The sequence below is a fragment of the Microbacterium tumbae genome (assembly GCF_054780175.1).
This window is the reverse complement of sequence record NZ_BAAGWV010000002.1, coordinates 197,564-224,014: the sequence shown is the minus strand read 5'-3', so window position 1 is coordinate 224,014 and position 26,451 is coordinate 197,564. Positions and strand designations below refer to the sequence as shown.

Below are 26,451 nucleotides of genomic sequence, written 5' to 3'. Positions count from 1 at the left end.
TCATTCACTCTCTGTCGGAGAACCAGTTTCGGGCGAGGTCGAGCGCCGTGCGTCCACTCTCGCCCCTCCGATCGTCGCATACGCCCACATGCCGCCGAAAACCAGCACGACGAAGAGGATCGCGGGGACGAGGAAGGCCGACAGCGCGATCACGACCTGGATCACCCATCCGGCGGTGATCGCCCCGGGCCTCGTGATCATGCCCGCCAGCGCGATGCACGCCACGGCGACCACGCTGCCGCCGACGATGCCCCACCAGTCCGGGATGCCATCGGGCAGCGCCTTGAGGCCGAAGACCGTCAGCCCGGCGAGGAACACCACGATCGCCTCGAAGCCGAGGACGATCGGGGCGAGCTTCTGGACGAGAGTGCGCTGCGGGCGCGGCGCCGCGCCGCTCATGCGCGCCACCCCGTCTTCCAGTCCTCTTCCTCCGCCAGGGCGATCGCCTCGCCGGCCAGCACGACGGAGCCGGCGATCACCACGGCCCGGCGGTCGGAGGAGGCGGCCCACTCACGCGCGGCATCAGCGGCATCCGCCAGGGAGGGATGCACGGTCGCCCGGAAGCCGGCCTGCTCGACGAGATCCGCGATCGCGTCCGCGTCGCTCGCCCGATCGGACTCCGGCGCCGTCGCGAACACATGGGCGGCGGCCGGCGCCAGACGGGCGACGATGCCCTCGGCGTCTTTGTCGGACAGGATGCCGAGCACGAGCCCCCACTCATCGAAGTCGAAGCTGTCGTCCAGCGCCTGCGCCAGCGCGGCGGCGCCGTGCGGATTGTGCGCGGCGTCCACGACCACCGTCGGCGCGATGCCGACCAGCTGCAGGCGGCCTGGCGAGGTCGCACCCTGCAGCCCCTCGGTGATGATGTCCCCGGCGATCGGCTGCGTCCCCCCGCCGATGAGCGACTCGACCGCCGCGACGGCCAGAGCGGCGTTGTGCCCCTGATGCGCGCCGTACAGCGGCAGGTACTCCTCGACGTACTGACCCGCAAGACCTCGGATGGTGAGCAGCTGCCCGCCGACGGCGAGCTTCTGCTCGGCGAGCCCGAAGTCCGTCCCCTCGAAGACGATGTCGGCGCCCTTCGCCCCCGCGACGCGGCGCAGCACGGCCTCCGCCTCCGCCGGCTGCTGCGCGGAGACGGCAGCTGCGCCGTCCTTGATGATCCCCGCCTTCACCGCGGCGATCTCGGCGATCGTGTCGCCGAGACGGTCCGCATGATCGATGTCGATCGGCGTGAAGACCGCGACGTCGCCGTCGGCGGTGTTCGTGGAGTCCCACTCCCCTCCCATGCCGACCTCGAGCACGAGGACGTCGACCGGCGCGTCGGCCGCCGCGACGAAGGCGAGCACCGTGAGCAGCTCGAAGAAGGTCAGCGGCGCGTCGTCCGCCGCCTCGAGCTCGGCGTCCACGATCCCGACGAAGGGCTCGATCTCGTCCCAGGCGTCCGCCACGGTGCCGTCGTCGATCGGCTCGCCGTCGATCATGATGCGCTCGGTGAAGCGTTCGAGGTGCGGACTGGTGAACAGGCCGGTGCGCAGGCCGTGCGCACGCAGCAGGCTCTCGATCATCCTGGCCGTGGACGTCTTGCCGTTCGTGCCGGTGATGTGCACGACCCGATAGGTGCGCTGCGGGTCGTCGAGCAGCGTCAGGATGCGCGCGGTGCGCTCCTTGCGAGGCTGCACCCAGCGCTCCCCCGCCCGTGCGAGCAGGGCATCGTAGACGGCATCCGCCCGGCTGCGGTCGCTCATTTCGACTCGCTCCGCTCACTCGACTCAGGCATGTCAGGCCCCGATCCGCGCGACGTCGATCGTGAAGACGCCGCGATTGGCATAGGTCCCCGCGGAGACGTCCGCCTCGAACTCCGGTGGGAGAGCGTGCTCGCCGGCCTCGACGAGCACCGCGGTGGCCGACCGCACCGCGTGGTCGACGGCGAGGGTCTCCCCCGCCACGTCCGCGGTCGCGAATGCGGATGCCACCGCCGCGGCGTCCCGCTCGTCCTGGAAGGTCAGGATCAGCTGGATGCGGTCGCTGACGTCGAAACCGGCGTTCTTCCTCGTCTCCTGCACGGCGCGGATGACATCCCGCGCGAGGCCCTCGGCCTCGAGCTCCGGCGTCGTCGCGGTGTCGAGCAGCATGAAGCCGCCGGTCGGCACGATGGCCAGCGCCTCTCCCGCCGGGCGACCGGTCGTCTCCAGGACGAGCTCGTACTCGGCCGGCTCCAGGGCGATGCCTCCGGCCGTCACGACGCCGTCGGTCTCCGACCAGTCCCCGGCCTTCGCCGCCTGGATGACCTGCTGCACCTGCTTGCCCAGACGAGGACCCGCGGCGCGGGCGTTCACGCTCAGGCGGTGGCTGATCCCGTACTCGACGGCCGTTGTCTCCTCGAGCGGAACGAGCTCGACGGACTTGACGTTGAGCTCCTCGCGCAGGATGTCCTCGAAACGGCCGAGCGACTCCGCCAACGGCGAGACGACGGTCAGACGGGCCAGCGGCAGCCGCACGCGCAGCCTCTCCTTCTTGCGCAGGGCGTTGCCGACCCCGGACAGCTCGCGGACGGCATCCATCGCATCGCGGATCTCGTCCGCCGCCGGGAAGGCGGCGGGGTCCGGCCAGTCCTGCAGATGGACGCTGCGTCCTCCGGTGAGGCCCTGCCAGACGCGCTCGCTGATCAGCGGGACGAGGGGGGCCGCGACGCGGCTCAGCGTCTCGAGCACCGTGTAGAGCGTGTCGAACGCGTCGGCGCTGCCTCCCTCCCAGAACCGGTCACGCGAGCGGCGGATGTACCAGTTCGTCAGCGTCTCCGCGAAGTCCCGCAGACGCGCGGCGGCCGTGGTGGAGTCGAGTCCCTCGAGGTCCGCGCGCACCTCGCGGACGAGATCGCCCAGACGCGCCAGGATGTAGCGGTCGAGCACGTCCGTGGAGTCGGTGCGCCACACGGCCTCGTAGCCGCCGTCCTTCGCGGCGTTGGCGTAGGTCGCGAAGAAGTACCAGGAGTTCCACAGCGGCAGCAGGAACTCGCGCACGCCGGCCCGGATGCCCTCCTCCGTGACGGAGAGGTTTCCGCCGCGCAGCACCGAGCTCGACATGAGGAACCAGCGCATCGCGTCCGATCCGTCGCGATCGAGCACCTCGGAGACGTCGGGGTAGTTGCGCAGCGACTTCGACATCTTCAGCCCGTCGCTGCCGAGCACGATGCCATGGCAGCTGACCCCCGTGAACGCGGGCCGGTCGAACAGCGCCGTCGAGAGCACGTGCATGACGTAGAACCAGCCGCGGGTCTGACCGATGTACTCCACGATGAAGTCCGCGGGCGCGTGCGTGTCGAACCACTCCTGGTTCTCGAACGGATAGTGCACCTGCGCATAGGGCATCGATCCGGAGTCGAACCAGACGTCGAAGACGTCCTCGATGCGGCGCATCGTGCTCTTGCCGGTCGGATCGTCGGGATTCGGGCGGGTGAGGTCGTCGATGTACGGCCGGTGCAGGTCCACCTCGCCCTTCTCGTTGCGCGGCAGGGCGCCGAAGTCGCGCTCCAGCTCTTCCAAGGAGCCGTAGGCGTCGACGCGCGGGTGCTCAGGGTCGTCGCTCTTCCAGATCGGGATCGGCGATCCCCAGTAGCGGTTGCGGCTGATCGACCAGTCGCGCGCGCCCTCGAGCCACTTGCCGAACTGACCGTGCTTCACGTTCTCCGGCACCCAGGTGATCTGCTCGTTGTTCGCGAGCATGTCGTCCTTGATGTCCGTGACCCGGATGAACCAGCTCGACACCGCCTTGTAGATCAGGGGGTTCCGGCACCGCCAGCAGTGCGGGTAGGAGTGCACGTAGCTCTGCTCGCGGAGCAGGCGTCCCCGGGCGCGCAGCAGGCGGATGATCGGCGTGTTCGCATCCATCCACAGCTCGCCGGCGACGTCCGCGACGTTGGGGAGGAAGCGCCCGCCGTCGTCCAGGGACAGGATCGTCGGGATGCCCGCCACGGTGGCGACGCGCTGGTCGTCCTCGCCGTAGGCCGGCGCCTGGTGGACCACGCCCGTGCCGTCGGAGGTCGAGACGTAGTCGTCCATGAGGACGCGCCAGGCGTTCTCGGTCCCCCAGGTCGCCGTGTCCGTGTAGTAGTCGAACAGCGGCGCGTAGGACAGCCCCCCGAGCTCCGTGCCCGTGACGGTGCGCTCGACGGAGGCGGACGCCGCAGCGGCATCCTCGTAGCCGAGATCCCTCGCATAGCCGCCGAGGAGGTCCTGGGCGATCAGATAGCGGCCATCGCCCGCTGCCGCGCCGTTCGGGCCGGCGGGGACGACGGCGTAGACGATGTCCGGCCCGACCGCGAGCGCCATGTTCGTCGGCAGCGTCCACGGCGTCGTCGTCCAGGCGATGACCTTGACGCCCTCGAGGCCGCCGGCGGCGGCGTCCGCCCCGGTCAGCGGGAACGAGACCGTCACCGAGGGGTCCTGGCGGTCCTGGTAGACGTCGTCGTCCATGCGCAGCTCGTGCGCGCTCAGCGGGGTCTCATCCCGCCAGCAGTACGGCAGCACGCGGTAGCCCTCATAGGCGAGCCCCTTGTCGTACAGGGTCTTGAAGGCCCACAGGACGCTCTCCATGTAGCCGAGGTCGAGCGTCTTGTAGCCGCGCTCGAAATCGACCCAGCGCGCCTGACGGGTGACATAGTCCTCCCATTCGCGCGTGTAGGTCAGCACCGAATCGCGCGCCTTGCCGTTGAAGACGCCGATGCCCATGTCCTCGATCTCGCTCTTCTCGGTGATCCCGAGCTGCTTCATCGCCTCCAGTTCGGCGGGCAGGCCGTGCGTGTCCCATCCGAAGACCCGGTCCACCTTCTTGCCGAGCATCGTCTGGAAGCGCGGGAAGAGATCCTTCGCGTAGCCGGTGAGGAGGTGGCCGTAGTGCGGAAGGCCGTTGGCGAACGGCGGGCCGTCGTAGAACACCCACTCCTCCGCGCCCTCGCGCTGCGCGATCGAGGCGCGGAAGGTGTCGTCCGCCTTCCAGAACGCGAGGACATCCTCCTCGATCTGCGGGAAGCGGGGGCTCGGCGGGACGGTGCTCGCCTCGTCGGCGGCGGGGCCGAAGGCAGAAGGACGGGGATAGGTCATCGTGTCTCGCAGTGTTCGTGGCGGATGCTGCTGCGAGGACGATCCGAGGACCGCGGTACCACCCCGCGTGCTCCGCCTCACGACGGGGCCGCTCTCACTGCGGCGATGACGGGCCTGCCCCGCTCGGTTCTAGTGACCTCCGCCTGCGTTCCGCCGGCCGAGGCGTTCTTCCGAGAGCTCCCCGGTGATGGCCGGATCGATGCTGGTCCGTCCATTGTACGCGCCTCACGGCATCCCTCTCGCCTCCTCCGCGCTCCCCTGCCCGTCGCGCACGGGCCCGTGTGCGCTTCGGGCGGAGGTGCGCAGCTTCCTCGGACGCGCTCGCGAGATATCCCTCCAAGATGGCGTGCGTCTCTCCGCAGCCGGTGCACAGCGCAGCATCCACGGCTGGTGCACAGCGCAGCATCCACGGCTGGTGCACAGCACCGCGTGTCCGCGACGGGTGCGCAGCAGGGGCGACTCAGGTCGCGAGCCTCGCGAACAGCGCGACGTCGTGGCGCATCCCGCCCACGGGAAGGGCGCTGCGGAGCGTCCCCTCGCGCTCGAAGCCGAGCCGCTCGGCGAGGCGGATGCTCCGTGCGTTGTGCGCGGAGGTCCTGATCTCGATCCGCGCCACTCCGTCGGCGAACAGGTCGTCGATCAGCGCCCGGCAGGCTCGGCGCACGACGCCCTTCCCCTCCGAGGCCGTATCGATCCAGTATCTGAGCTCCGCGGTGCCCAGGTAGCGATCCATCTGCGCAGACACCGCTCCGATCGGATGCCCGTCCCTGTTCACGACGGTCGGGATCGCGGTGCCGGCGACGAAGCGCCGGAGCTGCTCCCGGTCGTCGTCGTCGTGAGCCTCGTCGGCATCGAAGTCATGCGCCCACGGCTCCCACCGACGCAGTCGATCGATGTTGGCCGCGATGACCGGGCGCAGGCCGCGCCCGACGTCAGGGGTGCGCAGCGCCAGGGAGAGGCCATCGCCGAGGTCTCGTTCGAATACCATCAGCCGACGCGGTGGTAGCCGTGCAGGTCGTCCTGCACGCCGTTGACCCAGATCTCGGCGGCGCCGTCGGGGTCGGCGATCCGCACGGTCCTGGCGTACGCCTCGTCCACGACGGAGGCTTCGAAGCCGGCATCCCGCAGCCGCGCGGACAACACGTCCACATCGTCGCGCGTCTCGAAGCCGAGACCGATCCGGGACTCGCCCTCATGCAGCCCGATCGATCCGCCGTCGGCGTGGAGCTCGGCCCATCCGCCGCGATCGGCGACGATCCCGGCGCGCAGCCCCAGCGCCTCGAGGATCGCACGCGACTCGCCGAGACCGGGCTGGAACCAGATCGGCTGCACCGAGATCGACCCGCTCGTCCCGCCCGAACCCGCCGACACCGTCACGCCGATGCCGGATGCCGCACGCACGGTGAGGAGCTCGCCCACCCCCGCCATCTCGCTTCGCGTCGCGTCGAATGCCGCGAGGGCTACGGCTGCGGCGTCCAGATCGTCGACGAGGACGTGGATGTCGGATGCGCCGGCCGCGCGGTCGTCAAAGGCGCGATGCACTGCGAGCACGCCGTCGCCGTGGAACTCCCCCCACTCCGGGGCCGGCGGATACGGCGCGATGAAGCCCAGCGCCTCGGCAAGGCGCCACCAGCGCTGCGGATGCTCGGTGTAGACGATCTGCTGGATGACGGTCATGATTCCCCCTCGAGATATGCGCGCAGCGCCTTCTCCACGAGCGCCGACAGGCTGGTGGCCTCGTCGATCGCGCGGTGCTTCACGCCGCGCACGAGATCCGGCGGCAGATAGACGTTGAACTGCACCTTCGATTCGGATGCTTGCATACTAGCAATCTATAACAGTAGCCATCAGTCGGCAAGCGTCCGTGCTCCGCCCTACGCTCGGAGCATGGCCCGCGCCTCAGACTCCCCCGCCGCCCCCCGCGTCACCGCCCCCGACCTGCCGCCCGTTCTGGCCCCCGCCGCGCCCTCACGCGGCGCGGACCTGATCGCAGCGCATCTCGATCTCGCCGGAGACGTCGACCTCTCCCACGCGACGCTCGAACAGTGCACGGTCGCCGCGGAGGCCGGTCGCGTCGACCTCCTCGGCGCCACCCTGCTCGACGTCGACGCGACAGACGTCCGGATCGCGTCTCTCGGTCTGCGCGATGCCGGCATCCGGCGCCTGCGGATCAGCGGCGGCCGCATCGGCACGCTCGATCTCAGCGGGGCGCGGATCGACGAGCTGGAGCTGCGGGATCTCCGCATCGACTACCTGAACCTCGGCGGGGCGAGAGCCTCCGACATGATCTTCGCCGACAGCGTCGTCCGCACGCTGGACATGCCGCAGGCCGAGCTGAGGCGGGTCCGTTTCGACGCGTGTCGCAGCGATGAGGTCGATCCGCGGGGCCTGCGTTCCACCGACGTAGACCTTCGCGGGCTGGATGCCGCGGCCTTTCTCGATGCGAACGGCCTGCGCGGCACGACCCTCACGACCCTCCAGGTGCAGCAGCTCGCCGCGACGCTGGCCGCCGGGGTCGGCATCCTGGTGAAGGACTGACGACACTGCGGAAGGGCCGCCGGAAACTCCGCTTCGACTCGCTCCGCTCACTCAACGGACGAAGGGGCGACGCGCCGAGGAGCGAGCGGGGACGGACGCCTCAGCGCCCGGCCTCCAGGAGCTCCCGCGTGAACGGATGCTGCGGCGCGGCGAACACATCGGCGATCGTCCCCTGCTCGACGATCGCGCCGAACTGCATCACCAGGACCTCATCGGCCACCGCAGCCACCACGTCCAGGTCGTGCGAGACGAACACCATCGTCAGGCCGCGTTCGCGCTGCAGACGCAACAGCAGCTGCAGCACCCGTTCCCGGACGGAGGGATCCAACGCCGATACGGGCTCGTCGAGCACCAGCACGTCCGGGTCCGCCGCCAGCGCCCGCGCGATCGCCGCGCGCTGACGCTGGCCGCCCGACAGCGCGGCCGGGCGCCGCATCGCGAGCTCGGGATCGAGATCGACCTCGGCGAGCAGTGCGGACACGGCGGATCCGCGGTCACCGCGCGGAACCCCCGCCGCCTGCAGCGCCTCCCGCAGCGATCGTGCGACGCTCCAGCGCGGGTCGAAGGCGCCGAGCGGGTTCTGATGCACGAACTGCACGCGATGCTCGCCCTGCCAGCGCACGCGCCCGGCATCCGGGCGTTCCACTCCCAGCAGGATGCGCGCCAGCGTCGTCTTCCCCGAGCCGGACTCCCCCACGACCCCGATCGTGCGCCCGCGCGCCAGCGTGAACGAGGCGTCCACGACGGCCGGAACGCCGCCGAACGCCTTCGAGACCCCGGACACGGCGAGCATCTCCTCCGACGCGCCGAGGACGACGTCGCGCGGCTCGTGCGACGACGCCGCGATCAGTTCCCTGGTGTACTCCTCACGCGGCGCGTCGAGCACCTGGGCCGCCTCGCCCGCCTCGATCACCCGCCCGTCCCGCATCACGAGGATCCGATCCGCGACCCGGCGGACCGCGGCGAAGTCGTGACTGATGAAGACGACCGCCGTTCCGGCGTCCGCGATCGCCCGCAGCAGATCCAGCACCCTCGCCTGGACGGTGGCGTCGAGAGCCGTCGTGGGCTCGTCGGCGACGAGGATCATCGGATCCGCCGCCAGAGCCGAGGCGATGAGCGCCCGCTGGCGGAGTCCTCCGGAGAGCTCATGCGGATGCTGGCGCGCGCGCCGCTCCGGCTCCGGCATCCATACCCTTCGAAGCAGCTCCTGCACGCGCTCGCGCCGGAGGGCCCCGCGCAGCGCAGGCCGATGCAGTCGCAGCGGCTCCGCGATCTCGGATCCTATCCGCTGCAGCGGATCGAGCGAGACGAGCGCGTCCTGCGAGACGAGTGCGATCCGATCTCCGCGCAGTCCTCGCCATCCCCGCTCCTGCAGCGCGGTGGCATCGGTTCCGTCGATGTCCAGCCGCTCCGCCGTCACCTCCGCGTCCGCCGGGGTGAGCCCGAGCAGCGCCCTGGCCGTCAGGGACTTCCCCGCGCCCGACTCGCCGACGATCGCCAGGCACTCCCCCGGCTCGACCGAGAACGAGACGCCGTCGACGGCGACATGTCCCCCGAACCGCACCCGGAGCTCCTGCACGTCCACAGCGGTCATGTCGTCCGCCCCTCCGCCCGCGCGCGCAGCACGCGTCCGACGACCGTCGCGGCGACGACGGTGAGCGTGATCGCAAGCCCAGGGAAGACTGAGACCCACCACGCCTGACCGAGCACGTTCCGGCCGGCGGAGAGCATGAGCCCCCACTCGGGCGCCGGCTCGATCGGACCGAGGCCGAGGAAGCTGAGGCCGGCAGCGGCGAGGATGCTGGATCCGATCCCGATCGTCGCGAGCACGCTGAGCGATCCGAACACTCCTGGCACGACGTGCCGCCAGAACGACCGAGCACGGCCGACGCCGAGGATCCGTGCGGCCTCGACATGCTCGGCCAGTCGAAGGCTTCTGGTCTGCACCCGCGCCAGGCGGACGTACACCGGGATCGCGGCGAGCGTCACCGCGATCGCCACATTCACCGGCCCCGGTCCGAGGATCGCGACGACGACGAGAGCGACGAGGAACTCGGGGAAGGCCATCAGCACGTCGTTGACGCGCATCAGCACGGCGTCCACGATTCGCGGTGCGATGCCCGACAGCGCACCGACCGCGAGCCCGACGACGACCGCGACGGCGGTCGCGAGCAGGCCGATGCCCACGGAACGGCCGGCGGCGTGCACGACCCTGGCGTACACGTCCCTGCCGCTCTGATCCGTGCCGAAGGGGTGCTCCGCGCTCGGCGGCAGCAGCATCGCCCTGACATCGGCCTGGAGCGGGTCCTGATGCGCGAGCATCCCCGGCGCGACCGCGGCGACGGCGATCAGCGCGAGCACGCCGAGTGCGACGGCGAGGACGATGCGGCGAGCGAGCGTCATCGTGCTCCTCCGCGACGGCGGAGCCGGGGATCGAGCAGCGGATGCACGAGCTCGGTCGCGATGCTCACGACCACGAACACGAGGGCGCTCAGCAGGATGATGCCGGTGATCACGGGGAGGTCGCGATCGGTGATGGCCGCGAGGGTCACGCGGCCCAGCCCCGGACGTGCGAAGACGGTCTCCACGAGCACCGCCCCGCCCAGCACGGAGCCGGTGAGGTAGGCGGCGAGCGTCAGAGCTCCAGCGGCCGAGTGCCGGATGCTGTGCCGCAGCGTGAGCCGCACGGGTCCGGCGCCCCTGGCCCGCACGGTCTCCGCGAACGGCTGGCGCTCCGCCTGGTCGATGCCGTCGCGCAGCACCTGACCGAGGAGCGCCGCCACCGGCAGAGCGAGCGTGACGGCGGGAAGCACGATCGTCGCGGGATTCCGCGTCCCCGTCACGGGGAACCACCCCAGCCCGAACGCGAAAACGCTCAGCAGGATCAGGCCGATCCAGAACACCGGCGATGACAGCACGACCAGCTCCACGCCGGTCGCGATCGCGCGCGAGACCCTGCCCCTGGCGAGGAGCGCGACGGCGAGGGCGATCAGCACGGCGAGGACGAGAGCGGCAGCGGACAGCTGCAGCGTCGCCCCGAGCTGCCTGCCGATCACCTCGGTCACCGGCATCCGCAGCTGGTACGACTCGCCGAGGTCGCCGCGCAGCAGCCCGCCGAGGTACGACAGGTACTGCTCGAAGGGCGGTCGGTCGAGTCCGAGCTCCGCGCGGATGCCGTCCTTCACGCCCTCGCTGACCTGCGCCTGGGGCCCGAGCATCACCGACACCGGATCGCCGGGGATCACGCGGAAGGCGAGGAAGGCCAGCGTCGCAGCGCCCCAGAGCACGAGAAGGGCCGATGCCAGCAGGCCGGCGACGCGTGCGACGACGTTCACCGGGACCTCCTCGAGCTCAGCCGACGGTCACGCCGGAGAACAACGGCCGTCCGTAGAGATCGTAGGCGAGACCCTGCACGTTCTCGTTCCGTGCCGTGATCAGCGAGGGGCTGTAGAGCGGCACGATGGCCACGTGCTCCGCGTTCCACTGCTGCAGCTGGGTGTAGATGTCGTTGCGCGCATCCTGGTCTGTGGTCGCGACGCCCTGCTCCAGGAGCTCGTCGATCTCCGGGTCGGAGACCTGCGAGGCGTTCTGGAAGCCGTCCGTGTGCAGGTGGCTGCGCAGCAGATCGGGGTCGACGCCCGAGAAGCCCCAGTCGGTGAGGTCGAACGTCTTCGGACCGTACTGCTCGTTGTACGCACCGGGCTCGAGCACCTCGCGGACGACCTCGAGGCCGATCTCCTTGAGATCCGACTGCACGGCATTCGCCAGCGCGGCGTTGTCGTCCGAGACGGGCGTCCAGGCGATCCAGCGCACCGAGAGGCGTTCGCCGTCCTTCATCCGGATGCCGTCGCTGTCCCGATCGGTCCACCCTGCCTCGTCGAGCAGACGGTTGGCCTCGCCCTGATCGAAGGGCCAGCTGCCCTCGAGCGATGCGTCGTAGCCGGGCGTCGTGGATCCGAGGACGCTCCACGCCCGCGGGAACTGGCCGTAGAAGATCTCCTCGACGGCGGCGTCGATGTCGATTCCGCGCGCGAAGGCCTGACGCACCCGCTCGTCGGCGAACACGCCGTACTTCTCGTTCAGGTACAGCGAATAGGGCAGGCCGGGGTACTCGTTCGCGTCGACGGTCAGGGAGTCGGGCAGTTCGGACGCGAGGTTCGGCGGGATGTTGCTCGCGAGGTCGGCCTCGCCGCTCTCGACGACGCCGGCACGCACGGATGCTTCGGGCAGGATCTCCACCCGCAGGGTCTCGAACTGCGCGGCGCCCGCACCGTCCGGGCCCCAGGCGTAGTCCTCGTTGCGCGTGTAGACGATCTCCTGGTCCGGCGTGTACTCGGTCAGCTCGAAAGGACCGGTGCCGACGTTGATTCCCGGACCTCCCGCCTTCAGCTGGTCGGCGGAGCCGGACAGCACGGCCGGCGAGTAGAAGCCGAGAAGTGCCGTGCTCGCCGCCTGGAGGAACGGAGCGTAGGGCTGGGTGAAGTTCACCCGGACCTCGTAGTCGCCGAGCACTTCGGTCCCCGCGTACCATTCGCCGCCGAGCATGCTGGCCGCCTGCGCCGAGGCCGTCTCCGGGTCGGCGATGCGATCGAAGTTCGCCTTGACCGCCTCCGCGTCGAAGGGCTCGCCGTCGGTGAAGGCGACATCGTCGCGGAGGGTGAAGGTGTAGCTGGTCGCGTCGTCGGAGACCGTCCAGTCCGTGGCGAGCCAGGGCGAGAACGTGCCGTCGGCCTCCTGGAAGACGAGGGAGTCGAGCACGACGCGCTGCACCATGGCTGAGACGTCCAGCTGGCTGGTCTGGGGGTCCATGTGCCCGGCGGACAGATTCGCCCCCTCGATGGCCCAGACGACCTCGCCGTCACCCGCCGCGGGCGGGTCGTTCACGGTGGTGGTGCACCCGCTCAGGGCGAGTGCGGCGACGGCGGCGAGAGCCGTGATGGGCAGGAGACGACGCGAAAGCGCAGTGGACATGCGGGACCTCGGGAGGATCGGAAGGGATGGAACGAGTCTAGTGCGGATTCTTGGACGGGGTCGATTTACGGCAGGATCGACGGCTGCGCGAAGTCGCTAGACTGTCAGCACCACCCACACTCAGGCACGCAGACACCGTGCCGCATACATCGCTCGAGGAGACCCCGATGCCCGTGATTCCCGACAAGCCCGCACTCGAAGGTCTCGAAGCGAAGTGGGACGGCGTCTGGGCGGAACAGGGGACCTATCTGTTCGATCGCCTCCGCGCCGCCGAGCTCGGTCGCGCGGGCGTGTACTCGATCGACACCCCGCCCCCCACGGCATCGGGCTCGCTGCACATCGGCCACGTGTTCTCGTACACGCACACCGATGTGAAGGCCCGCTACGAGCGCATGCGCGGCAAGAACGTGTTCTACCCGATCGGCTGGGACGACAACGGCCTGCCCACCGAGCGCCGGGTGCAGAACTACTACGGCGTGCGCTGCGATCCCTCTCTCCCCTACGACGCCGCCTTCGTGCCGCCGTACCAGGGCGATGCGAAGAGCCTCAAGGCCGCCGATCAGATCCCGGTGAGCCGCCGCAACTTCATCGAGCTGTGCGAGAAGCTCACCGTCGAGGACGAGAAGCAGTTCGAGGACGTCTTCCGCCAGCTCGGCCTCAGCGTGGACTGGACCCAGACCTACCGCACGATCTCCGACGACACGATCCGCCAGAGCCAGCTCGCCTTCCTGCGCAACGTCGAGCGCGGTGAGGCGTATCAGGCGCTCGCGCCGACGCTCTGGGACGTGGACTTCCGCTCCGCCATCGCACAGGCGGAGCTCGAGGACCGCGAGCAGCAGGCCGCGTATCACCGCCTCGCGTTCCACCGGACGGACGGCTCCGGCGACATCCACATCGAGACGACCCGCCCCGAGCTGCTGGCCGCCTGCGTCGCCCTCGTGGCGCATCCGGACGACGCGCGCTACCAGCCGTTCTTCGGCTCCACGGTGCGCACTCCGGTCTTCGACGTCGAGGTGCCGGTCCTCGCCCACCACCTCGCACAGCAGGACAAAGGTTCAGGCATCGCCATGGTCTGCACCTTCGGCGACGTGACCGACATCGTCTGGTGGCGCGAGCTCGACCTCCCCAACCGCACGATCCTCGGCCAGGACGGCCGTGTGATCGCCGAGGCACCGGAGGCGATCACCTCGGATGCCGGGCTCGAGGCCTACGCCGCGCTGGCGGGCAAGACCGTCTTCAGCGCGCGCAAGGAGATCGTGGAGCGTCTGCAGGCCGCAGGGGACCTCATCGAGGTGTCCACGCCGTTCACTCACGCGGTGAAGTTCTTCGAGAAGGGCGACCGCCCGCTCGAGATCGTCTCGACGCGCCAGTGGTACATCCGCAACGGCGCCCGCGACGAGGAGCTTCGCGACCGGCTCATCGCGCACGGCCGTGAGCTCGCCTGGCACCCGGACTTCATGCGCGTGCGCTACGAGAACTGGGTCGGCGGCCTGACCGGCGACTGGCTGATCTCGCGTCAGCGCTTCTTCGGCGTGCCGATCCCGGTCTGGTACGGGCTGGACGAGAACGGGGATCGCGAGGACGACCGCGTGATCTTCCCCGACGCGGCGTCCCTTCCGATCGATCCGACCAGCGACGTCCCCGCCGGCTTCACGGCCGAGCAGCGCGGCGCAGCAGGAGGCTTCGAGGCGGAGAGCGACATCCTCGACACCTGGGCGACCTCCTCCCTCACCCCGCAGCTCGCCGGCGGCTGGCAGCGCGACGAGGAGCTGTGGAGCCTGGTCGCCCCGTTCGACGTGCGCCCGCAGGCGCAGGACATCATCCGCACCTGGCTGTTCTCGACCATGCTGCGATCGACGCTCGAGGACGGCCGCTCCCCCTGGGCCAACGCGTCGATCTCCGGCTTCATCGTCGATCCGGATCGCAAGAAGATGTCCAAGTCCAAGGGGAACGTCGTGACTCCGGCGGACATCCTCGACAAGCACGGCTCTGACGCTGTCCGCTACTGGGCCGCCTCCAGCCGCCTCGGCGTCGACGCTGCGTTCGATCCGCAGAACCCGACGCAGATGAAGATCGGTCGGCGTCTGGCGATCAAGATCCTGAACGCGGCGAAGTTCGTGCTGTCGTTCCCTGTCCCCGAGGACGCGGAGATCACGCACGCTCTGGACGCCTCGATGCTCACCACGCTCGACGGAGTCGTCCGCGAGACGAGCAGGGCCTTCGACGCCTTCGACCACGCCAAGGCGCTGGAGACCGCCGAGTCGTTCTTCTGGACCTTCTGCGACGACTATCTCGAGCTCGTCAAGGAGCGCGCCTACGACCGCGCGGACGTCGGCCAGGCATCGGCAGCCCTCGCGCTGCGCACGGCCCTGTCGACGCTCCTGCGTCTGCTCGCGCCGGTGGTGTCCTTCGCCGCCGAGGAGGCCTGGAGCTGGTTCGAGGAGGGTTCGATCCACACTGCGGCGTGGCCCGATCCGCTCGGCGTCGAGGGCGACCCTGCTGTGCTCGCAGTCGCGAGCGAGGCGCTGATCGGCATCCGACGGGCCAAGACGGAGGCCAAGGCATCCCAGAAGACGCCGGTCGCACGCGCCACGATCACCGCCCCGGCCGATGCCTACGCGGCGCTGAGCGCCGCCGCGGCCGACCTCGCAGCGGTCGGCCGCATCGCCGAGCTCGGCCTGACGGTGGGCGACGAGCTCGCCGTCACCGAGATCGAGCTCGCTCCTGCGGAGGAGAGCTGATGCAGCTGGGCACGCGATGGGCGGCCGGGTCGGAGCCGCCGGCGTCCGTCCCCGCCTCGCTGCGGCCGGGCATCGCCTCCGTCGAGGCGGCCGGGAACCGCGGCAACTGGACGCTCACCTGGCTGGAGGGCCGGCCGATCGCCGAACTGGACTCGGGATGGGAGGTCCTCGCCACGGCATCCGGTGACGTGGTCACCCGTCCCTTCGAGGACTGAACCCGCTACTTCCGCGGCAGTCCGCGCTGTGCGAGCAGGTGATCGACGGCCAGGGGATCCCGCCGGCGCGCCTGCTGCTCGCGAAGCAGATCCAGGGCGAGTTCACGGCGCTCGGCACGACGTCCACGCCGACGGGCCACGAACACGGTGAGACGTCCGGCGATGCTCAGCAGCGTGCGCTCGACCAGGGTCGGCGCAGCGATGTGCACAGTCGCAGCGGTCATGACTCCTCCTTCGGCGCGCGACGACGATCGGGACCATCGGGCAGATCGAAGATCTCGGCCCGCATCGAGACGCGGCGGGTTCCCGGCAACCCCAGCTGATCCCGGTACTTCTCGACCGCTGAGTCGAGAACGGCCTTCAGCTCTTCCCGCACCTCGACCATCTGCTCGGGAGTGAGTTCGAGACGCGAGGTGAGGACGAGACCGAGCTGGCGCCATTCCTCCGGCTCGTCGGCCGAGAAGCGGTTCAGGTACTCCAGCAGGGAGTCGTTGCGCAGGCGGAAGAACTCCGACATCACGACCTGCGAAGCCGCGCGGGCGGCCGGGGATGACATCTCATCCGGACCGGGGACGTTGATGGCCCCCTGGGGGAGCTCCCACCACCGCTCCCGTGCCGTCCCGCGGCCCGGCACCTCTCGGATGAGATCGTGCGACGCCAGCGCCCTGAGATGGTAGCTCGTCGCCCCTGACGTCTCGCCGATCAGCTTCGCCAGCGTGCTCGACGTCTGCGGCCCGCGCTGGCTGAGCAGGTCGTAGATGCGGACACGGAGCGGATGCGCGAGCGCCTTGAGCGCTCCGGCATCGAGTGTCCTGCGCTGCTCGTTCTCCGTCATGATGCAAAGATATCAATGCAAACTAAGCTTTGCAAGCTTAATTTTGCATCTATATGCGACCGTTCCCGCATCCGCCCGGCGGCGCAATAGGCTCGAAGGATGATCGAGGCCACGAACCCGCTGCTCGCCGCATCCGCACTCCCCTACGGGCTCCCCGACTACGCCGCGATCCGGCCGGAGCACTACCTGCCCGCGTTCCGTGCGGCGTTCGACGAGCACCTGTCGGAGATCCGGCGCATCGCCGCCGCCGGGTCGGCGCCGACGTTCGAGAACACCCTGATCCCCCTCGAGCAGGCGGGCGGGCTGCTGGAGAGGGTCGCCCACGCCTTCTACACCGTGAGCTCCGCCGACGCCACCGAGGAGATCCAGGCGGTCGACGAGGAACTCGCCCCGCTCATGGCCGCCCACCAGGATGCCGTCGCGCTGGACGCTCAGCTGTACCGTCGCGTCCGTGTCGTGCACGAGCAGCTGGTCGGCCTCGGCCTCACCTCCGAGGATCGCTACCTGGTCGAACGGCGCTTCCGGGAGATGACCCATGCCGGGGCGGCTCTCGACGAGGAGGCGAAGGCCCGGCTCACCGCGCTCAATCAGCAGCTGTCGACCCTGACGACGACGTTCGAGAAGAACCTGCTGAACGACACGAACGACCTCGCCGTCGTGTTCGACGACCCGATCGAGCTGGACGGGCTCAGCGACGGCGAGCTCTCGGCCGCGTCCCGCGCCGCCGCCGACCGCGGCCTCGAGGGCAAGCTCCTCGTGACGCTCCCGCTGTTCACGGGCCACCCCTACCTCGCCTCGCTCACGAATCGCGCGAGTCGGCGCCGGATCATGGCCGCGTCCCGTGCGCGCGCGTCGCGAGGGAACGCGAACGACAACCGGGCCGTCCTGACTGAGATCGCCCGCCTCCGCGCGGAGCGTGCGGGGATCCTCGGTCACACCTCGCACTCCGCCTACGTCACCTCCGATGAGACGGCGGGAACGCCCGAGGCCGTCGCCGGACTGCTGCACCGTCTCGCTCCGCCCGCCGCGGCGAATGCGAGAGCCGAGCAGGAGGCGCTGCAGGCGATCATCGACGAGACCGAGGCGGAGCCCTTCGTCCTCGAGGCGCACGACTGGGCCTACTACACCGAGAAGGTGCGCGCCGCGGAGCATGACATCGACACGGCGGCGCTGCGACCGTGGTTCGAGGCGGAACGCGTGCTGCGGGACGGTGTCTTCTTCGCCGCGTCGCGCCTCTACGGCATCACCTTCGAGGAGCGCACCGACCTCGTCGCGTACCATCCAGACGCCCGCGTGTTCGAGGTCTCCAACGCGGACGGCTCCGAGCTCGGGCTTTACATCCTCGACCTGTACACCCGCGATTCCAAGCGCGGCGGCGCCTGGATGAACCCGATCGTGAGCCAGTCCCGGCTGCGCGGCACCGCTCCCGTCGTCGTGAACAACCTCAACGTCGCCAAGCCTGCGGAAGGACAGCCGACGCTCCTGACGCTGGATGAGGTGACGACCCTGTTCCACGAGTTCGGCCACGCCCTGCACGGCCTTTTCGCGGTCGTCACCTATCCGCACTTCGCGGGTACGAACGTGTTCCGCGACTTCGTCGAGTTTCCCAGCCAGGTCAACGAGATGTGGATCCTGTGGGGCGAGGTCCTGGACAGCTACGCCCGCCATGTCGAGACCGGCGAGCCGCTGGACCGCGGTGTCGTGGCGCGGCTCCGCGCGACCGAGACGTTCGATCAGGGGCATGCGACGAGCGAGTATCTGGCCGCGGCCTGGCTCGACCAGGCCTGGCATCGGCTGGGTGCGACGGATGCCGTCGCCGACGTGGGCGCGTTCGAAGCATCCGCACTGGCGGAGATCGGTCTCGACAACCCCGCGGTGCCGACGCGTTACTCCTCGACGTACTTCGCGCACGTGTTCGCGGGCGGCTACAGCGCCGGCTACTACTCCTACATCTGGAGCGAGGTGCTCGATGCGGACACGGTGGAGTGGTTCCGCGAGAACGGCGGTCTCACCCGCGGGAACGGCGAGCGATTCCGCGCGCTGCTGCTCGGCGTGGGCGGTTCGAAGGATCCGCTCGAGGCCTACCGCGACTTCCGCGGCCGGGATGCCGAGATCGCCCCGCTCCTGAAGCGGCGCGGACTCGGCTGAGCGACTCGAGCCCCGTTTCGACTCGCCTGCGGCTCGCTCCCTCCAACCCGCTCATCTCTACCCGCTCGTTGAGCGAGCGAAGCGAGTCGAAACGCCGTTGCCCCCGCACCCCTGCCCGCTCGTCTCCACCCTCTCGTCTCCACCCGCTCGTTGAGCGAGCGAAGCGAGTCGAAACGCCGTCACCGCGAACGGCCTCGCCCGAGAGCCACGGGAGGCAGGCGGGTCAGGCGCTCTTGCGCTTGCGCTCCATCACGATCGTAGGGGCGGAGCCCTCGTCGACGGCCGCCTTCGTGACGACGACCTTCGCGACGTCGTCGGCGGAGGGGATCTCGAACATGATCGGACCGAGCACGTCCTCGAGGATGGCCCGGAGCCCGCGAGCACCGGTCTTGCGCTCCACGGCGAGGTCGGCGACCGATCGCAGCGCGTCCTCCTCGAACTCCAGCTGAACGCCGTCGAGCTCGAACATGCGCTGATACTGCTTGACCAGGGCGTTGCGCGGACCCGTGAGGATGTCGATGAGCGCATCCTGGTCGAGCGGCGAGACGGAGGCGACGACAGGGAGACGACCGATGAACTCGGGGATCAGCCCGAACTTGTGCAGGTCCTCCGGGAGCACCTCGCTGAAGAGGTCGAGATCCTTCGACTTGTCGTGCAGCGGGGCGCCGAAGCCGACGCCGTGCTTGCCGACGCGCGAGGAGACGATGTCCTCTAGCCCGGCGAAGGCGCCCGCCACGATGAACAGCACGTTCGTCGTGTCGATCTGCAGGAACTCCTGGTGCGGATGCTTGCGGCCGCCCTGCGGCGGGACCGAGGCGACCGTGCCCTCGAGGATCTTCAGGAGCGCCTGCTGCACGCCCTCGCCCGACACGTCGCGTGTGATGGAGGGGTTCTCCGCCTTGCGGGCGATCTTGTCGATCTCGTCGATGTAGATGATGCCCTGCTCGGCGCGCTTGACGTCGTAGTCGGCGGCCTGGATGAGCTTGAGCAGGATGTTCTCGACGTCCTCGCCGACGTAGCCCGCCTCGGTGAGCGCCGTGGCGTCCGCAACCGCGAACGGCACGTTGAGGCGCTTCGCGAGCGTCTGCGCGAGATAGGTCTTGCCGCAGCCGGTCGGGCCGATCATGAGGATGTTGCTCTTGGCGATCTCGATCTCCTCGGCCTTCTGCTCGGCCGGCTGGAGGGTGCCGCGGGCGCGCACGCGCTTGTAGTGGTTGTACACCGCGACGGCGAGGGCCTTCTTCGCCGGCACCTGGCCGACGACGTACTCCTCGAGGAACGAGAAGATCTCACGCGGCTTCGGCAGGTCGAACTCGGCGACGCCTGATGCCTCGGACTCGGCCATGCGCTCTTCGATGATCTCGTTGCACAGCTCGACGCACTCGTCGCAGATGTACACACCGGGTCCAGCGATCAGCTGCTGCACCTGCTTCTGGCTCTTTCCGCAGAACGAGCACTTGAACAGGTCGGCGCTCTCACCGATACGAGCCATGCGCATCCTCCTCAGGATCCTGAGATCTTCCTGATGAGCCTAACCTCTCCCCCGGACACCGGCGCGCATTGGCGCGATCTCTCCGCCCAGGGCGAACCTCAGACCATGCTCTTGGTATGCCAGACCGTCTTCGTCTCGGTGAACGCCGCGATCCTGGACGGCGACGCGTCTGCCGCTCCCGGGGAGAGGACGCGCTTCAGCGTCCCCGCTGCCGCGATCTCGTAGTCCACCCAGTCGAGGTCGCCGGCTCCGGCGAGATCCAGCGCGTTGACGTCCGCATGCGAGGCGAGCCATGGCGTCACCTCGGCCGGCGAGCCGGTGAGGATGTTGACGACGCCTCCCGGGACGTCGCTCGTCGCCAGCACCTCGGCGAGGCTGATCGCCGAGAGCGGGAAGCGCTCGCTGGCGATCACGACGACGGCGTTGCCGGCCACCAGTGCAGGGGCGACGACCGAGACGAGACCGAGCAGTGCGGAATCCTGGGGCGCCACGATCGCGACCACACCGGTCGGCTCCGGCACCGAGATGTTGAAGTACGGGCCGGCGACCGGATTGGCGTTGCCCGCCACCTGGGCGTACTTGTCGCACCACCCCGCGTACCAGACCCAGAGGTCGATGGCCTCGTCCACCTGCGCTCCCGCGACGGATGCCGGGACGCCCTCCTGCGCGACGATCTCGTCGATGAACTGGGCGCGCCGCCCCTCGAGGACCTCCGCGACGCGGTACAGCACCTGCCCCCGGTTGTAGGCCGTCGCTCCCGACCAGCCCTTCACTGCTGCGCGCGCGGCGACGACGGCGTCCCTGGCATCCTTGCGCGACGCCTTCGCGGCGTTGGCGAGGAAGTCGCCCTTGGCGGAGCGCACCTCGTAGGTGCGACCGGATTCGCTGCGCGGGAACGCGCCGCCGATGGCCAGCTTGTACGTCTTGGGGACGGTCAGACGCTTGCTCATGCGGAAGCTCCCTTCAGGTACGCGGTGAGACCGTGACGGCCGCCCTCGCGGCCGAATCCGGACTCCTTGTAGCCGCCGAACGGGCTCGACGGGTCGAATCGGTTGAACGTGTTCGCCCAGATCACGCCGGCGCGCAGGCGGTCGGCGACGGCCAGGATGCGGGAGCCCTTGTCGCTCCAGATTCCGGCGGACAGGCCGTACGGCGTGTTGTTCGCCTTGGCGATCGCCTCGGCAGGCGTGCGGAAGGTGAGCACGGAGAGGACCGGCCCGAAGACCTCCTCGCGGGCGATGCGATGGGACGCCTCGACGCCGGTGAAGATCGTCGGCGCGAACCAGAAGCCCTTCTCGGGGATCTCGCAGTCGGCGGTCCAGCGCTCCGCTCCCTCGGCCTCGCCGACGTCGCTGAGCTCCCGGATGCGGGCGAGCTGGGCGGCGGAGTTGATCGCGCCGATGTCGGTGTTCTTGTCGAGCGGGTCGCCGAGGCGCAGAGTGGACAGGCGCGCCTTCAGCCGGTCGAGCACCTCGTCGTGGATCGACTCCTGCACGAGCAGGCGGCTGCCTGCGCAGCAGACGTGGCCCTGATTGAAGAAGATCCCGTTGACGATCCCCTCGACCGCCTGGTCGATGGGCGCGTCGTCGAAGACGATGTTCGCCGCCTTGCCGCCGAGCTCGAGCGTGAGCTTCTTGCCCGTGCCGGCCACGGCCCTGGCGATGTCGCGTCCCACGCCCGTCGAACCGGTGAACGCGACCTTGTCGACGTCGGGGTGGCGCACGAGCGAGGCCCCGGTCGCCCCTGCGCCGGTGACGATGTTCACGACTCCGGCCGGCAGGTCCGCCTGCTGCAGGATCTCGGCGAAGATCAGCGCGGTCAGCGGCGTCGTCTCCGCCGGCTTGAGGACGACGGTGTTGCCCGCCGCGAGGGCGGGCGCGATCTTCCACGCCAGCATGAGCAGCGGGAAGTTCCATGGGATGACCTGACCTGCGACGCCCAGCGCACGAGGGCCGGCGCCGAGACCCGCGTAGTCGAGCTTGTCCGCCCAGCCGGCGTAGTAGAAGAACCAGGCGGCGACGAGAGGCACATCGACGTCACGGCTCTCCTTGATGGGCTTGCCGTTGTCGAGGCTCTCCGCGACGGCGAGCTCGCGGGCGCGCTCCTGCACGAGCCGCGCGATGCGGAAGAGGTACTTGCCGCGATCCCGGCCGCTCATCCTCGACCAGGTCTTGTCATAGGCACGCCGGGCTGCGATGACGGCGCGGTCCACGTCCTCCTCCGAGGCCCCGGCGATCTCCGCGATGCGCGTCTCGTCCGCCGGTGAGATGGTGGTGAAGCCCGGGCCGGAGCCGTCGACGAACTCGCCGTCGATGAACAGGCCGTAGCTGTCGCGCAGGCTCAGGACGGCCTTCGACTCGGGAGCCGGCGCATATTCCAGGAATGACATATCTCTCTGTCCTTCGGTCTCAGTCGATCGTGACGTAGTCGGAGCCGGAGTAGTGGCCGGTGGCGAGCTTCTGACGCTGCAGCAGCACGTCGTTGAGGAGACTGGACGCCCCGAACCGGAACAGGTGCGGCTGCAGCCATTCCTCCCCGACCGTCTCGGCGACGGTGACGACGTACTTGATCGCATCCTTCGACGAGCGGATGCCGCCGGCGGGCTTGACGCCGATCCGCTCCCCCGTCATGCGGTTCCAGTCCCGCACCGTCTCGAGCATCAGCAGCGTGGTGGGCAGCGTCGCGGCGGGCTGCACCTTGCCCGTGGAGGTCTTGATGAAGTCGCCGCCCGCGAGGATGCCGAGCCAGGAGGCCCGTTTGATGTTGTCGTAGGTGTTCAGCTCCCCCGTCTCGAGGATCACCTTGAGCGAGGCATGGCTGCCGTCCTGGCGACGGCAGGCCTCCTTCACCGCGGCGATCTGATCGAAGACCAGGCCGTAGCGACCGGACAGGAACGCGCCGCGGTCGATGACCATGTCGATCTCGTCCGCGCCCGCCGCAACGGCATCCGCGGTGTCGGCGAGCTTGACGTCGAGCGAGGCGCGGCCGCTCGGGAACGCCGTCGCCACGGCGGCGACGGCGATCTTCCCGTCGTCCGGGTCGCCGTGCAGCGAGCCGAGCGCGTCCACCGCGTACGGGACCATGTCGCCGTACACGCACACCGCGGCCACGAGCGGCGTCGCCGGATCCGATGCGTCAGGCGTCCTCGCCTTCGCGACGAGCGAGCGCACCCTGCCCGCCGTGTCCGCCCCCTCGAGCGTGGTCAGATCGATCAGCGAGATGATCCTGTCCAGCGCCCACGCCTTCGAGGACGTCTTGATCGAGCGCGTGCCGAGACCGGCCGCACGCTGCTCCAGCCCCACGGCGTCGACGCCGGGCAGGCCGTGCAGGAACCGGCGCAGCGTCGCGTCGTCCGGTTCGCCGCCCAGTACGTCCACCGCGCTCCTGCGGGCGAGTTCCTTGGTCGTCACAGTTCCTCCAACAATGCTCTGGCGGTGTTCTCGTCGGTCACGATCACGCTGCACAGTCCGCTGGTGACGACTGTACGCGCGATGTCGTGCTTGGCGACCCCCGCGGTCACGAAGACGGCGCGCTTCGCCGCCCGCAGGCGGTCGAGCCCCACACCGACCGTGCGGGCGTCGAGCTGCGGGTCCACGATGTTCCCCTCGGCGTCGATATAGCGTCCCAGCACGTCGCCGACGGCGCCGCGGCGGGCGAGCTCTTCGACATCGGATGCCGTCAGGTACCCGTTCTCGACATGGGCGGAGGACGCATCGCACGGCCCGGCGGTGAAGAGGAACGCCTGCGCACGCGCGGCCTCCTCGAGGATGCCTGCCACGGTGCGATCCGCCTCGATGGCGCGCTTGGTCTCGACGCGCTCGAGGATGGCGGGACTGGGCAGGAGCGATACCTGGCCGGAGGCGCGCTGCGCGATCGTGACGGCGAGACCGGACGCGCCGCCGGAGCGCCTGTTCACGCTGACCCCTCCGTTGAGCTGCACGACCGTCACCCCGGTCGCCCAGCCGTCGGGGAGCGCCTCGGCGACGGCTCGGAGCGTCCTGCCCCAGCTCACGCCGAGCGTGCGCGGCACCGGCCGCATGGCGGCGAGGTGGTCGGCAGCGGCCTGGGCGACGCGCTCCAGCGTCCCCTCGTCGCCGTCCGGTGCGGGCACGACGATCGCGGCGTCGAGCCCGTGGCGCTCGATGAGAAGACGCTCGAGCCCGAGACGCCTCGCGCGGGGATGGACGATCTCGATGCGTACGATCCCGCGTTCCCTGGCCTGGGTCAGGAGGCGTCCGACCTTCCAGCGGGAGATCTTGAGGAGGGCGCCGATCTCGTCCTGCGTCTTGTCCTCGTCGTAGTACAGCTCGGCGACGCGGACCATGACCAGCTCGTCCTCCACGGCATCCCCCTTCCTGTCTCCAGGGTACAGAAGGGCCAGCGCATGCGCATTGCCCTGCGCATATGAGCAGAATCGCCTTCGTACGGCACACATCCGCTGATCGCACGGGCGGGTTGCCGGGCGCTTCGCTCTGAGCTGTGCGGGCCGACGACGCCCTCCGCATACGGGAAAGGGGCGGCCGGCATGATGCCGGCCGCCCCTTTCCCGTATCGCTCAGGAGCGCTTGCGCGTCGTGAGCACCTGGTCGACGATCCCGTAGTCCAGCGCCTCGGCGGCGGAGAGGATCTTGTCGCGATCGATGTCGCGGTTGACCTGCTCGACCGGCTTGCCGGTGTGCCTCGCCATCGTCTCCTCGAGCCAGGTGCGCATGCGGAGGATCTCCGCCGCCTGGATCTCGATGTCGGATGCCTGGCCGTGCCCCGACTCGCCCATCGCGGGCTGGTGCATGAGCACGCGCGCGTTGGGCAGCGCGAGTCGCTTTCCCGGCGCGCCCGCCGCGAGGAGCACGGACGCCGCGGAGGCGGCCTGGCCGAGCACGACGGTCTGGATCTGCGGCGCGACGTACTGCATCGTGTCGTAGATCGCCGTCATCGCGGTGAACGAGCCGCCCGGCGAGTTGATGTACATCGTGATGTCGCGCTCGGAGTCCTGGCTCTCCAGGACGAGCAGCTGCGCCATGACGTCATCGGCGGATGCGTCGTCGACCTGGACGCCGAGGAAGATCACGCGGTCCTCGAAGAGCTTGTTGTACGGGTCCTGGCGCTTGAAGCCGTATGCGGTGCGCTCCTCGAACTGCGGGAGCACGTAGCGGCTGGAGGGAAGTTCGCCGGCCGAGCGGAAGGTGGGTGTGTACATGAGGATCCTTTCGCTTTCCGTCTACTTCGTGTCCTGGTCGGTGCCGCCGCCGCCGATGACGTCGGAGGCCGATTCGCGGATGTGGTCGACGAAGCCGTACTCGAGCGCCTCGTCGGCCGTGAACCAGCGGTCGCGGTCGCCGTCGGCGTTGATCTGCTCGACCGTCTTGCCGGTCTGCGACGCCGTGATCTCCGCAAGGCGGTTCTTCATCGAGGTGATCAGCTGCGCCTGGGTCTGGATGTCGCTGGACGTCCCGCCGAAGCCGCCGTGCGGCTGATGCAGCAGCACGCGGGCGTTGGGGGTGATGTAGCGCTTGCCCTTGGTCCCTGCGGTCAGCAGGAGCTGTCCCATCGACGCCGCCATGCCGATGCCGACCGTGACGATGTCGTTCGGGACGAACTGCATCGTGTCGTAGATCGCCATGCCTGCGGTGATCGATCCGCCGGGCGAGTTGATGTAGAGGTAGATGTCCTTCTCCGAGTCCTCCGCGGCGAGAAGAAGGATCTTCGCGCAGATCTCGTTGGCGTTCTCGTCCCGCACCTCCGAGCCAAGCCAGATGATGCGATCCTTCAGCAGCCTGTCGAAGACGCTTGTCGCGACAAGGGGTTCTGCAGCCATTTCAGCTCCTGTTTCCGTGTTCGGTGATTCGAATCTACCGGCGACGACGCGCGTGCCAGGCCGTGTTCGCCGTCGGCATATCAGGTGTCGCGACCCGCGATCTCCTCGGCGTACGCCGTCATCGACCGGTGGTAGCGCGGCAGGTGCGGCACGAGCGCGAGCAGGGCGACGGAGAGGCCTCGCGCCGGATGGCCAGCGCTCGCGAGCGTGAGCGCGTGCACCGCGGCGACGGCGTCCCGATACGGCGAGTCCGGATGTTCCCGCTGCTCCGCGGCGACGACCGTCAGAGCCTCGTCGTAGGCGCCGATGTTGCGCAGCGAGCTGGCCAGCTGGACGACCGCCTGCGGGCGGTGCTCGTCGTCGAGGCCCAGCGCAAGCGCCCGGCGGTACAGCTCGACCGCCTCCGCCTCGCGGCCGGCGGAGTCGCGTGCGCCCCCGCGCTCGAACTCCGCACGGGCGTCGTCGCCGCCGCGCTCGTCCGCGAGGGCGTCGATCCGTGCGATGGTCTCGTCCCCCACCGGGTCCCCCGCGGCATCCGCCCAGACCTCTGCGATCCGCTCGTCCCAGCTCTTCATCGTGCTCCCTCCGATACGG

Annotated in this window: 24 protein-coding genes; 4 read left to right on the top strand and 20 right to left on the bottom strand. The window is 69.6% G+C overall.

Annotated elements, in window-relative coordinates:
• From ACYVGQ_RS08305 to ACYVGQ_RS08280, 6 genes are all read right to left on the bottom strand, one after another.
• Entirely contained in the window at positions 1-399 is a 399-nt protein-coding gene (locus ACYVGQ_RS08305; protein WP_460784163.1) for a DUF4233 domain-containing protein, read from the bottom strand.
• The gene (locus tag ACYVGQ_RS08300; protein ID WP_460784162.1) at positions 396-1,748 is read right to left on the bottom strand and encodes a bifunctional folylpolyglutamate synthase/dihydrofolate synthase; all 1,353 of its coding nucleotides are present in this window, start codon (positions 1,746-1,748) and stop codon (positions 396-398) included. Before ACYVGQ_RS08300 ends, ACYVGQ_RS08305 begins: the two co-directional genes overlap by 4 nt.
• 33 nt (positions 1,749-1,781) lie before the next feature.
• Positions 1,782-5,102, bottom strand: coding sequence for an isoleucine--tRNA ligase (gene ileS / locus ACYVGQ_RS08295; protein WP_460784161.1), 3,321 nt, complete (start codon positions 5,100-5,102; stop codon positions 1,782-1,784).
• Positions 5,103-5,562: 460 nt separating this feature from the next.
• Positions 5,563-6,090, bottom strand: a complete 528-nt coding sequence (locus tag ACYVGQ_RS08290; RefSeq protein ID WP_460784160.1) for a GNAT family N-acetyltransferase — start codon at positions 6,088-6,090, stop codon at positions 5,563-5,565.
• Positions 6,090-6,779: a VOC family protein gene (locus ACYVGQ_RS08285; protein ID WP_460784159.1), complete on the bottom strand. Its 690-nt coding sequence runs from the start codon at positions 6,777-6,779 to the stop codon at positions 6,090-6,092. The genes ACYVGQ_RS08290 and ACYVGQ_RS08285 overlap by 1 nt, the downstream gene beginning before the upstream one ends.
• Positions 6,776-6,925, bottom strand: a complete 150-nt coding sequence (locus ACYVGQ_RS08280) for a ribbon-helix-helix domain-containing protein (protein WP_460784158.1) — start codon at positions 6,923-6,925, stop codon at positions 6,776-6,778. The genes ACYVGQ_RS08285 and ACYVGQ_RS08280 overlap by 4 nt, the downstream gene beginning before the upstream one ends.
• A 64-nt stretch (positions 6,926-6,989) precedes the next feature.
• Here ACYVGQ_RS08280 and ACYVGQ_RS08275 point away from each other — a divergent pair, with 64 nt between their 5' ends.
• Positions 6,990-7,640, top strand: coding sequence for a pentapeptide repeat-containing protein (locus ACYVGQ_RS08275; protein ID WP_460784157.1), 651 nt, complete (start codon positions 6,990-6,992; stop codon positions 7,638-7,640).
• 100 nt (positions 7,641-7,740) lie between these two features.
• Here ACYVGQ_RS08275 and ACYVGQ_RS08270 read toward each other — a convergent pair whose 3' ends face one another.
• The 4 genes from ACYVGQ_RS08270 to ACYVGQ_RS08255 are packed head-to-tail and all read right to left on the bottom strand — an operon-like array spanning position 7,741 to position 12,611.
• Complete coding sequence (locus tag ACYVGQ_RS08270; protein WP_460784156.1) at positions 7,741-9,234, bottom strand: dipeptide ABC transporter ATP-binding protein; 1,494 nt, start codon at positions 9,232-9,234, stop codon at positions 7,741-7,743.
• Positions 9,231-10,043 carry an ABC transporter permease gene (locus tag ACYVGQ_RS08265; protein ID WP_460784155.1) on the bottom strand — a complete coding sequence of 271 codons (813 nt, stop codon included), beginning with the start codon at positions 10,041-10,043 and terminating at the stop codon, positions 9,231-9,233. The genes ACYVGQ_RS08270 and ACYVGQ_RS08265 overlap by 4 nt, the downstream gene beginning before the upstream one ends.
• Positions 10,040-10,975, bottom strand: a complete 936-nt coding sequence (locus tag ACYVGQ_RS08260) for an ABC transporter permease (RefSeq protein WP_460784154.1) — start codon at positions 10,973-10,975, stop codon at positions 10,040-10,042. Before ACYVGQ_RS08260 ends, ACYVGQ_RS08265 begins: the two co-directional genes overlap by 4 nt.
• A 16-nt stretch (positions 10,976-10,991) precedes the next feature.
• On the bottom strand, positions 10,992-12,611 hold the full coding sequence (locus tag ACYVGQ_RS08255; RefSeq protein ID WP_460784153.1) for an ABC transporter substrate-binding protein: 1,620 nt from the start codon (positions 12,609-12,611) through the stop codon (positions 10,992-10,994).
• 167 nt (positions 12,612-12,778) lie between these two features.
• Between ACYVGQ_RS08255 and valS the strand changes: the two genes are divergently transcribed.
• Both valS and ACYVGQ_RS08245 read left to right on the top strand, forming a co-directional pair.
• Complete coding sequence (gene valS / locus ACYVGQ_RS08250) at positions 12,779-15,352, top strand: valine--tRNA ligase (protein WP_460784152.1); 2,574 nt, start codon at positions 12,779-12,781, stop codon at positions 15,350-15,352.
• On the top strand, positions 15,352-15,567 hold the full coding sequence (locus ACYVGQ_RS08245; protein WP_460784151.1) for a hypothetical protein: 216 nt from the start codon (positions 15,352-15,354) through the stop codon (positions 15,565-15,567). The genes valS and ACYVGQ_RS08245 overlap by 1 nt, the downstream gene beginning before the upstream one ends.
• A gap of 5 nt (positions 15,568-15,572) precedes the next feature.
• Here ACYVGQ_RS08245 and ACYVGQ_RS08240 read toward each other — a convergent pair whose 3' ends face one another.
• A complete protein-coding gene (locus tag ACYVGQ_RS08240; protein ID WP_460784150.1) occupies positions 15,573-15,791 on the bottom strand; it encodes a hypothetical protein in 219 nt (72 codons plus the stop codon).
• Positions 15,788-16,402 (bottom strand): ArsR/SmtB family transcription factor, encoded by a 615-nt coding sequence (locus ACYVGQ_RS08235; RefSeq protein ID WP_460784149.1) that lies wholly within the window; start codon positions 16,400-16,402, stop codon positions 15,788-15,790. The genes ACYVGQ_RS08240 and ACYVGQ_RS08235 overlap by 4 nt, the downstream gene beginning before the upstream one ends.
• A 99-nt stretch (positions 16,403-16,501) precedes the next feature.
• Here ACYVGQ_RS08235 and ACYVGQ_RS08230 point away from each other — a divergent pair, with 99 nt between their 5' ends.
• Positions 16,502-18,550: a M3 family metallopeptidase gene (locus tag ACYVGQ_RS08230; protein WP_460784148.1), complete on the top strand. Its 2,049-nt coding sequence runs from the start codon at positions 16,502-16,504 to the stop codon at positions 18,548-18,550.
• Between the two features lie 223 nt (positions 18,551-18,773).
• Here the strand turns inward: ACYVGQ_RS08230 and clpX are convergent, their stop codons facing one another.
• The 8 genes from clpX to ACYVGQ_RS08190 form a co-directional block, all read right to left on the bottom strand.
• Positions 18,774-20,042, bottom strand: a complete 1,269-nt coding sequence (clpX, locus tag ACYVGQ_RS08225; RefSeq protein WP_460784147.1) for an ATP-dependent Clp protease ATP-binding subunit ClpX — start codon at positions 20,040-20,042, stop codon at positions 18,774-18,776.
• Between the two features lie 98 nt (positions 20,043-20,140).
• Positions 20,141-20,992, bottom strand: coding sequence for an aldehyde dehydrogenase family protein (locus tag ACYVGQ_RS08220; RefSeq protein WP_460784146.1), 852 nt, complete (start codon positions 20,990-20,992; stop codon positions 20,141-20,143).
• The gene (locus tag ACYVGQ_RS08215; protein WP_460784145.1) at positions 20,989-22,431 is read right to left on the bottom strand and encodes an aldehyde dehydrogenase family protein; all 1,443 of its coding nucleotides are present in this window, start codon (positions 22,429-22,431) and stop codon (positions 20,989-20,991) included. Before ACYVGQ_RS08215 ends, ACYVGQ_RS08220 begins: the two co-directional genes overlap by 4 nt.
• A 19-nt stretch (positions 22,432-22,450) precedes the next feature.
• Positions 22,451-23,419 carry a deoxyribose-phosphate aldolase gene (gene deoC, locus ACYVGQ_RS08210; RefSeq protein WP_460784827.1) on the bottom strand — a complete coding sequence of 323 codons (969 nt, stop codon included), beginning with the start codon at positions 23,417-23,419 and terminating at the stop codon, positions 22,451-22,453.
• A gap of 29 nt (positions 23,420-23,448) precedes the next feature.
• Positions 23,449-24,384 (bottom strand): sugar-binding transcriptional regulator, encoded by a 936-nt coding sequence (locus ACYVGQ_RS08205; protein WP_460784144.1) that lies wholly within the window; start codon positions 24,382-24,384, stop codon positions 23,449-23,451.
• Between the two features lie 213 nt (positions 24,385-24,597).
• The gene (locus tag ACYVGQ_RS08200; protein WP_460784143.1) at positions 24,598-25,239 is read right to left on the bottom strand and encodes an ATP-dependent Clp protease proteolytic subunit; all 642 of its coding nucleotides are present in this window, start codon (positions 25,237-25,239) and stop codon (positions 24,598-24,600) included.
• Between the two features lie 21 nt (positions 25,240-25,260).
• Complete coding sequence (locus ACYVGQ_RS08195; protein ID WP_460784142.1) at positions 25,261-25,857, bottom strand: ATP-dependent Clp protease proteolytic subunit; 597 nt, start codon at positions 25,855-25,857, stop codon at positions 25,261-25,263.
• Between the two features lie 80 nt (positions 25,858-25,937).
• Positions 25,938-26,432 carry a tetratricopeptide repeat protein gene (locus tag ACYVGQ_RS08190; RefSeq protein WP_460784141.1) on the bottom strand — a complete coding sequence of 165 codons (495 nt, stop codon included), beginning with the start codon at positions 26,430-26,432 and terminating at the stop codon, positions 25,938-25,940.
• Positions 26,433-26,451: the final 19 nt, after the last annotated feature.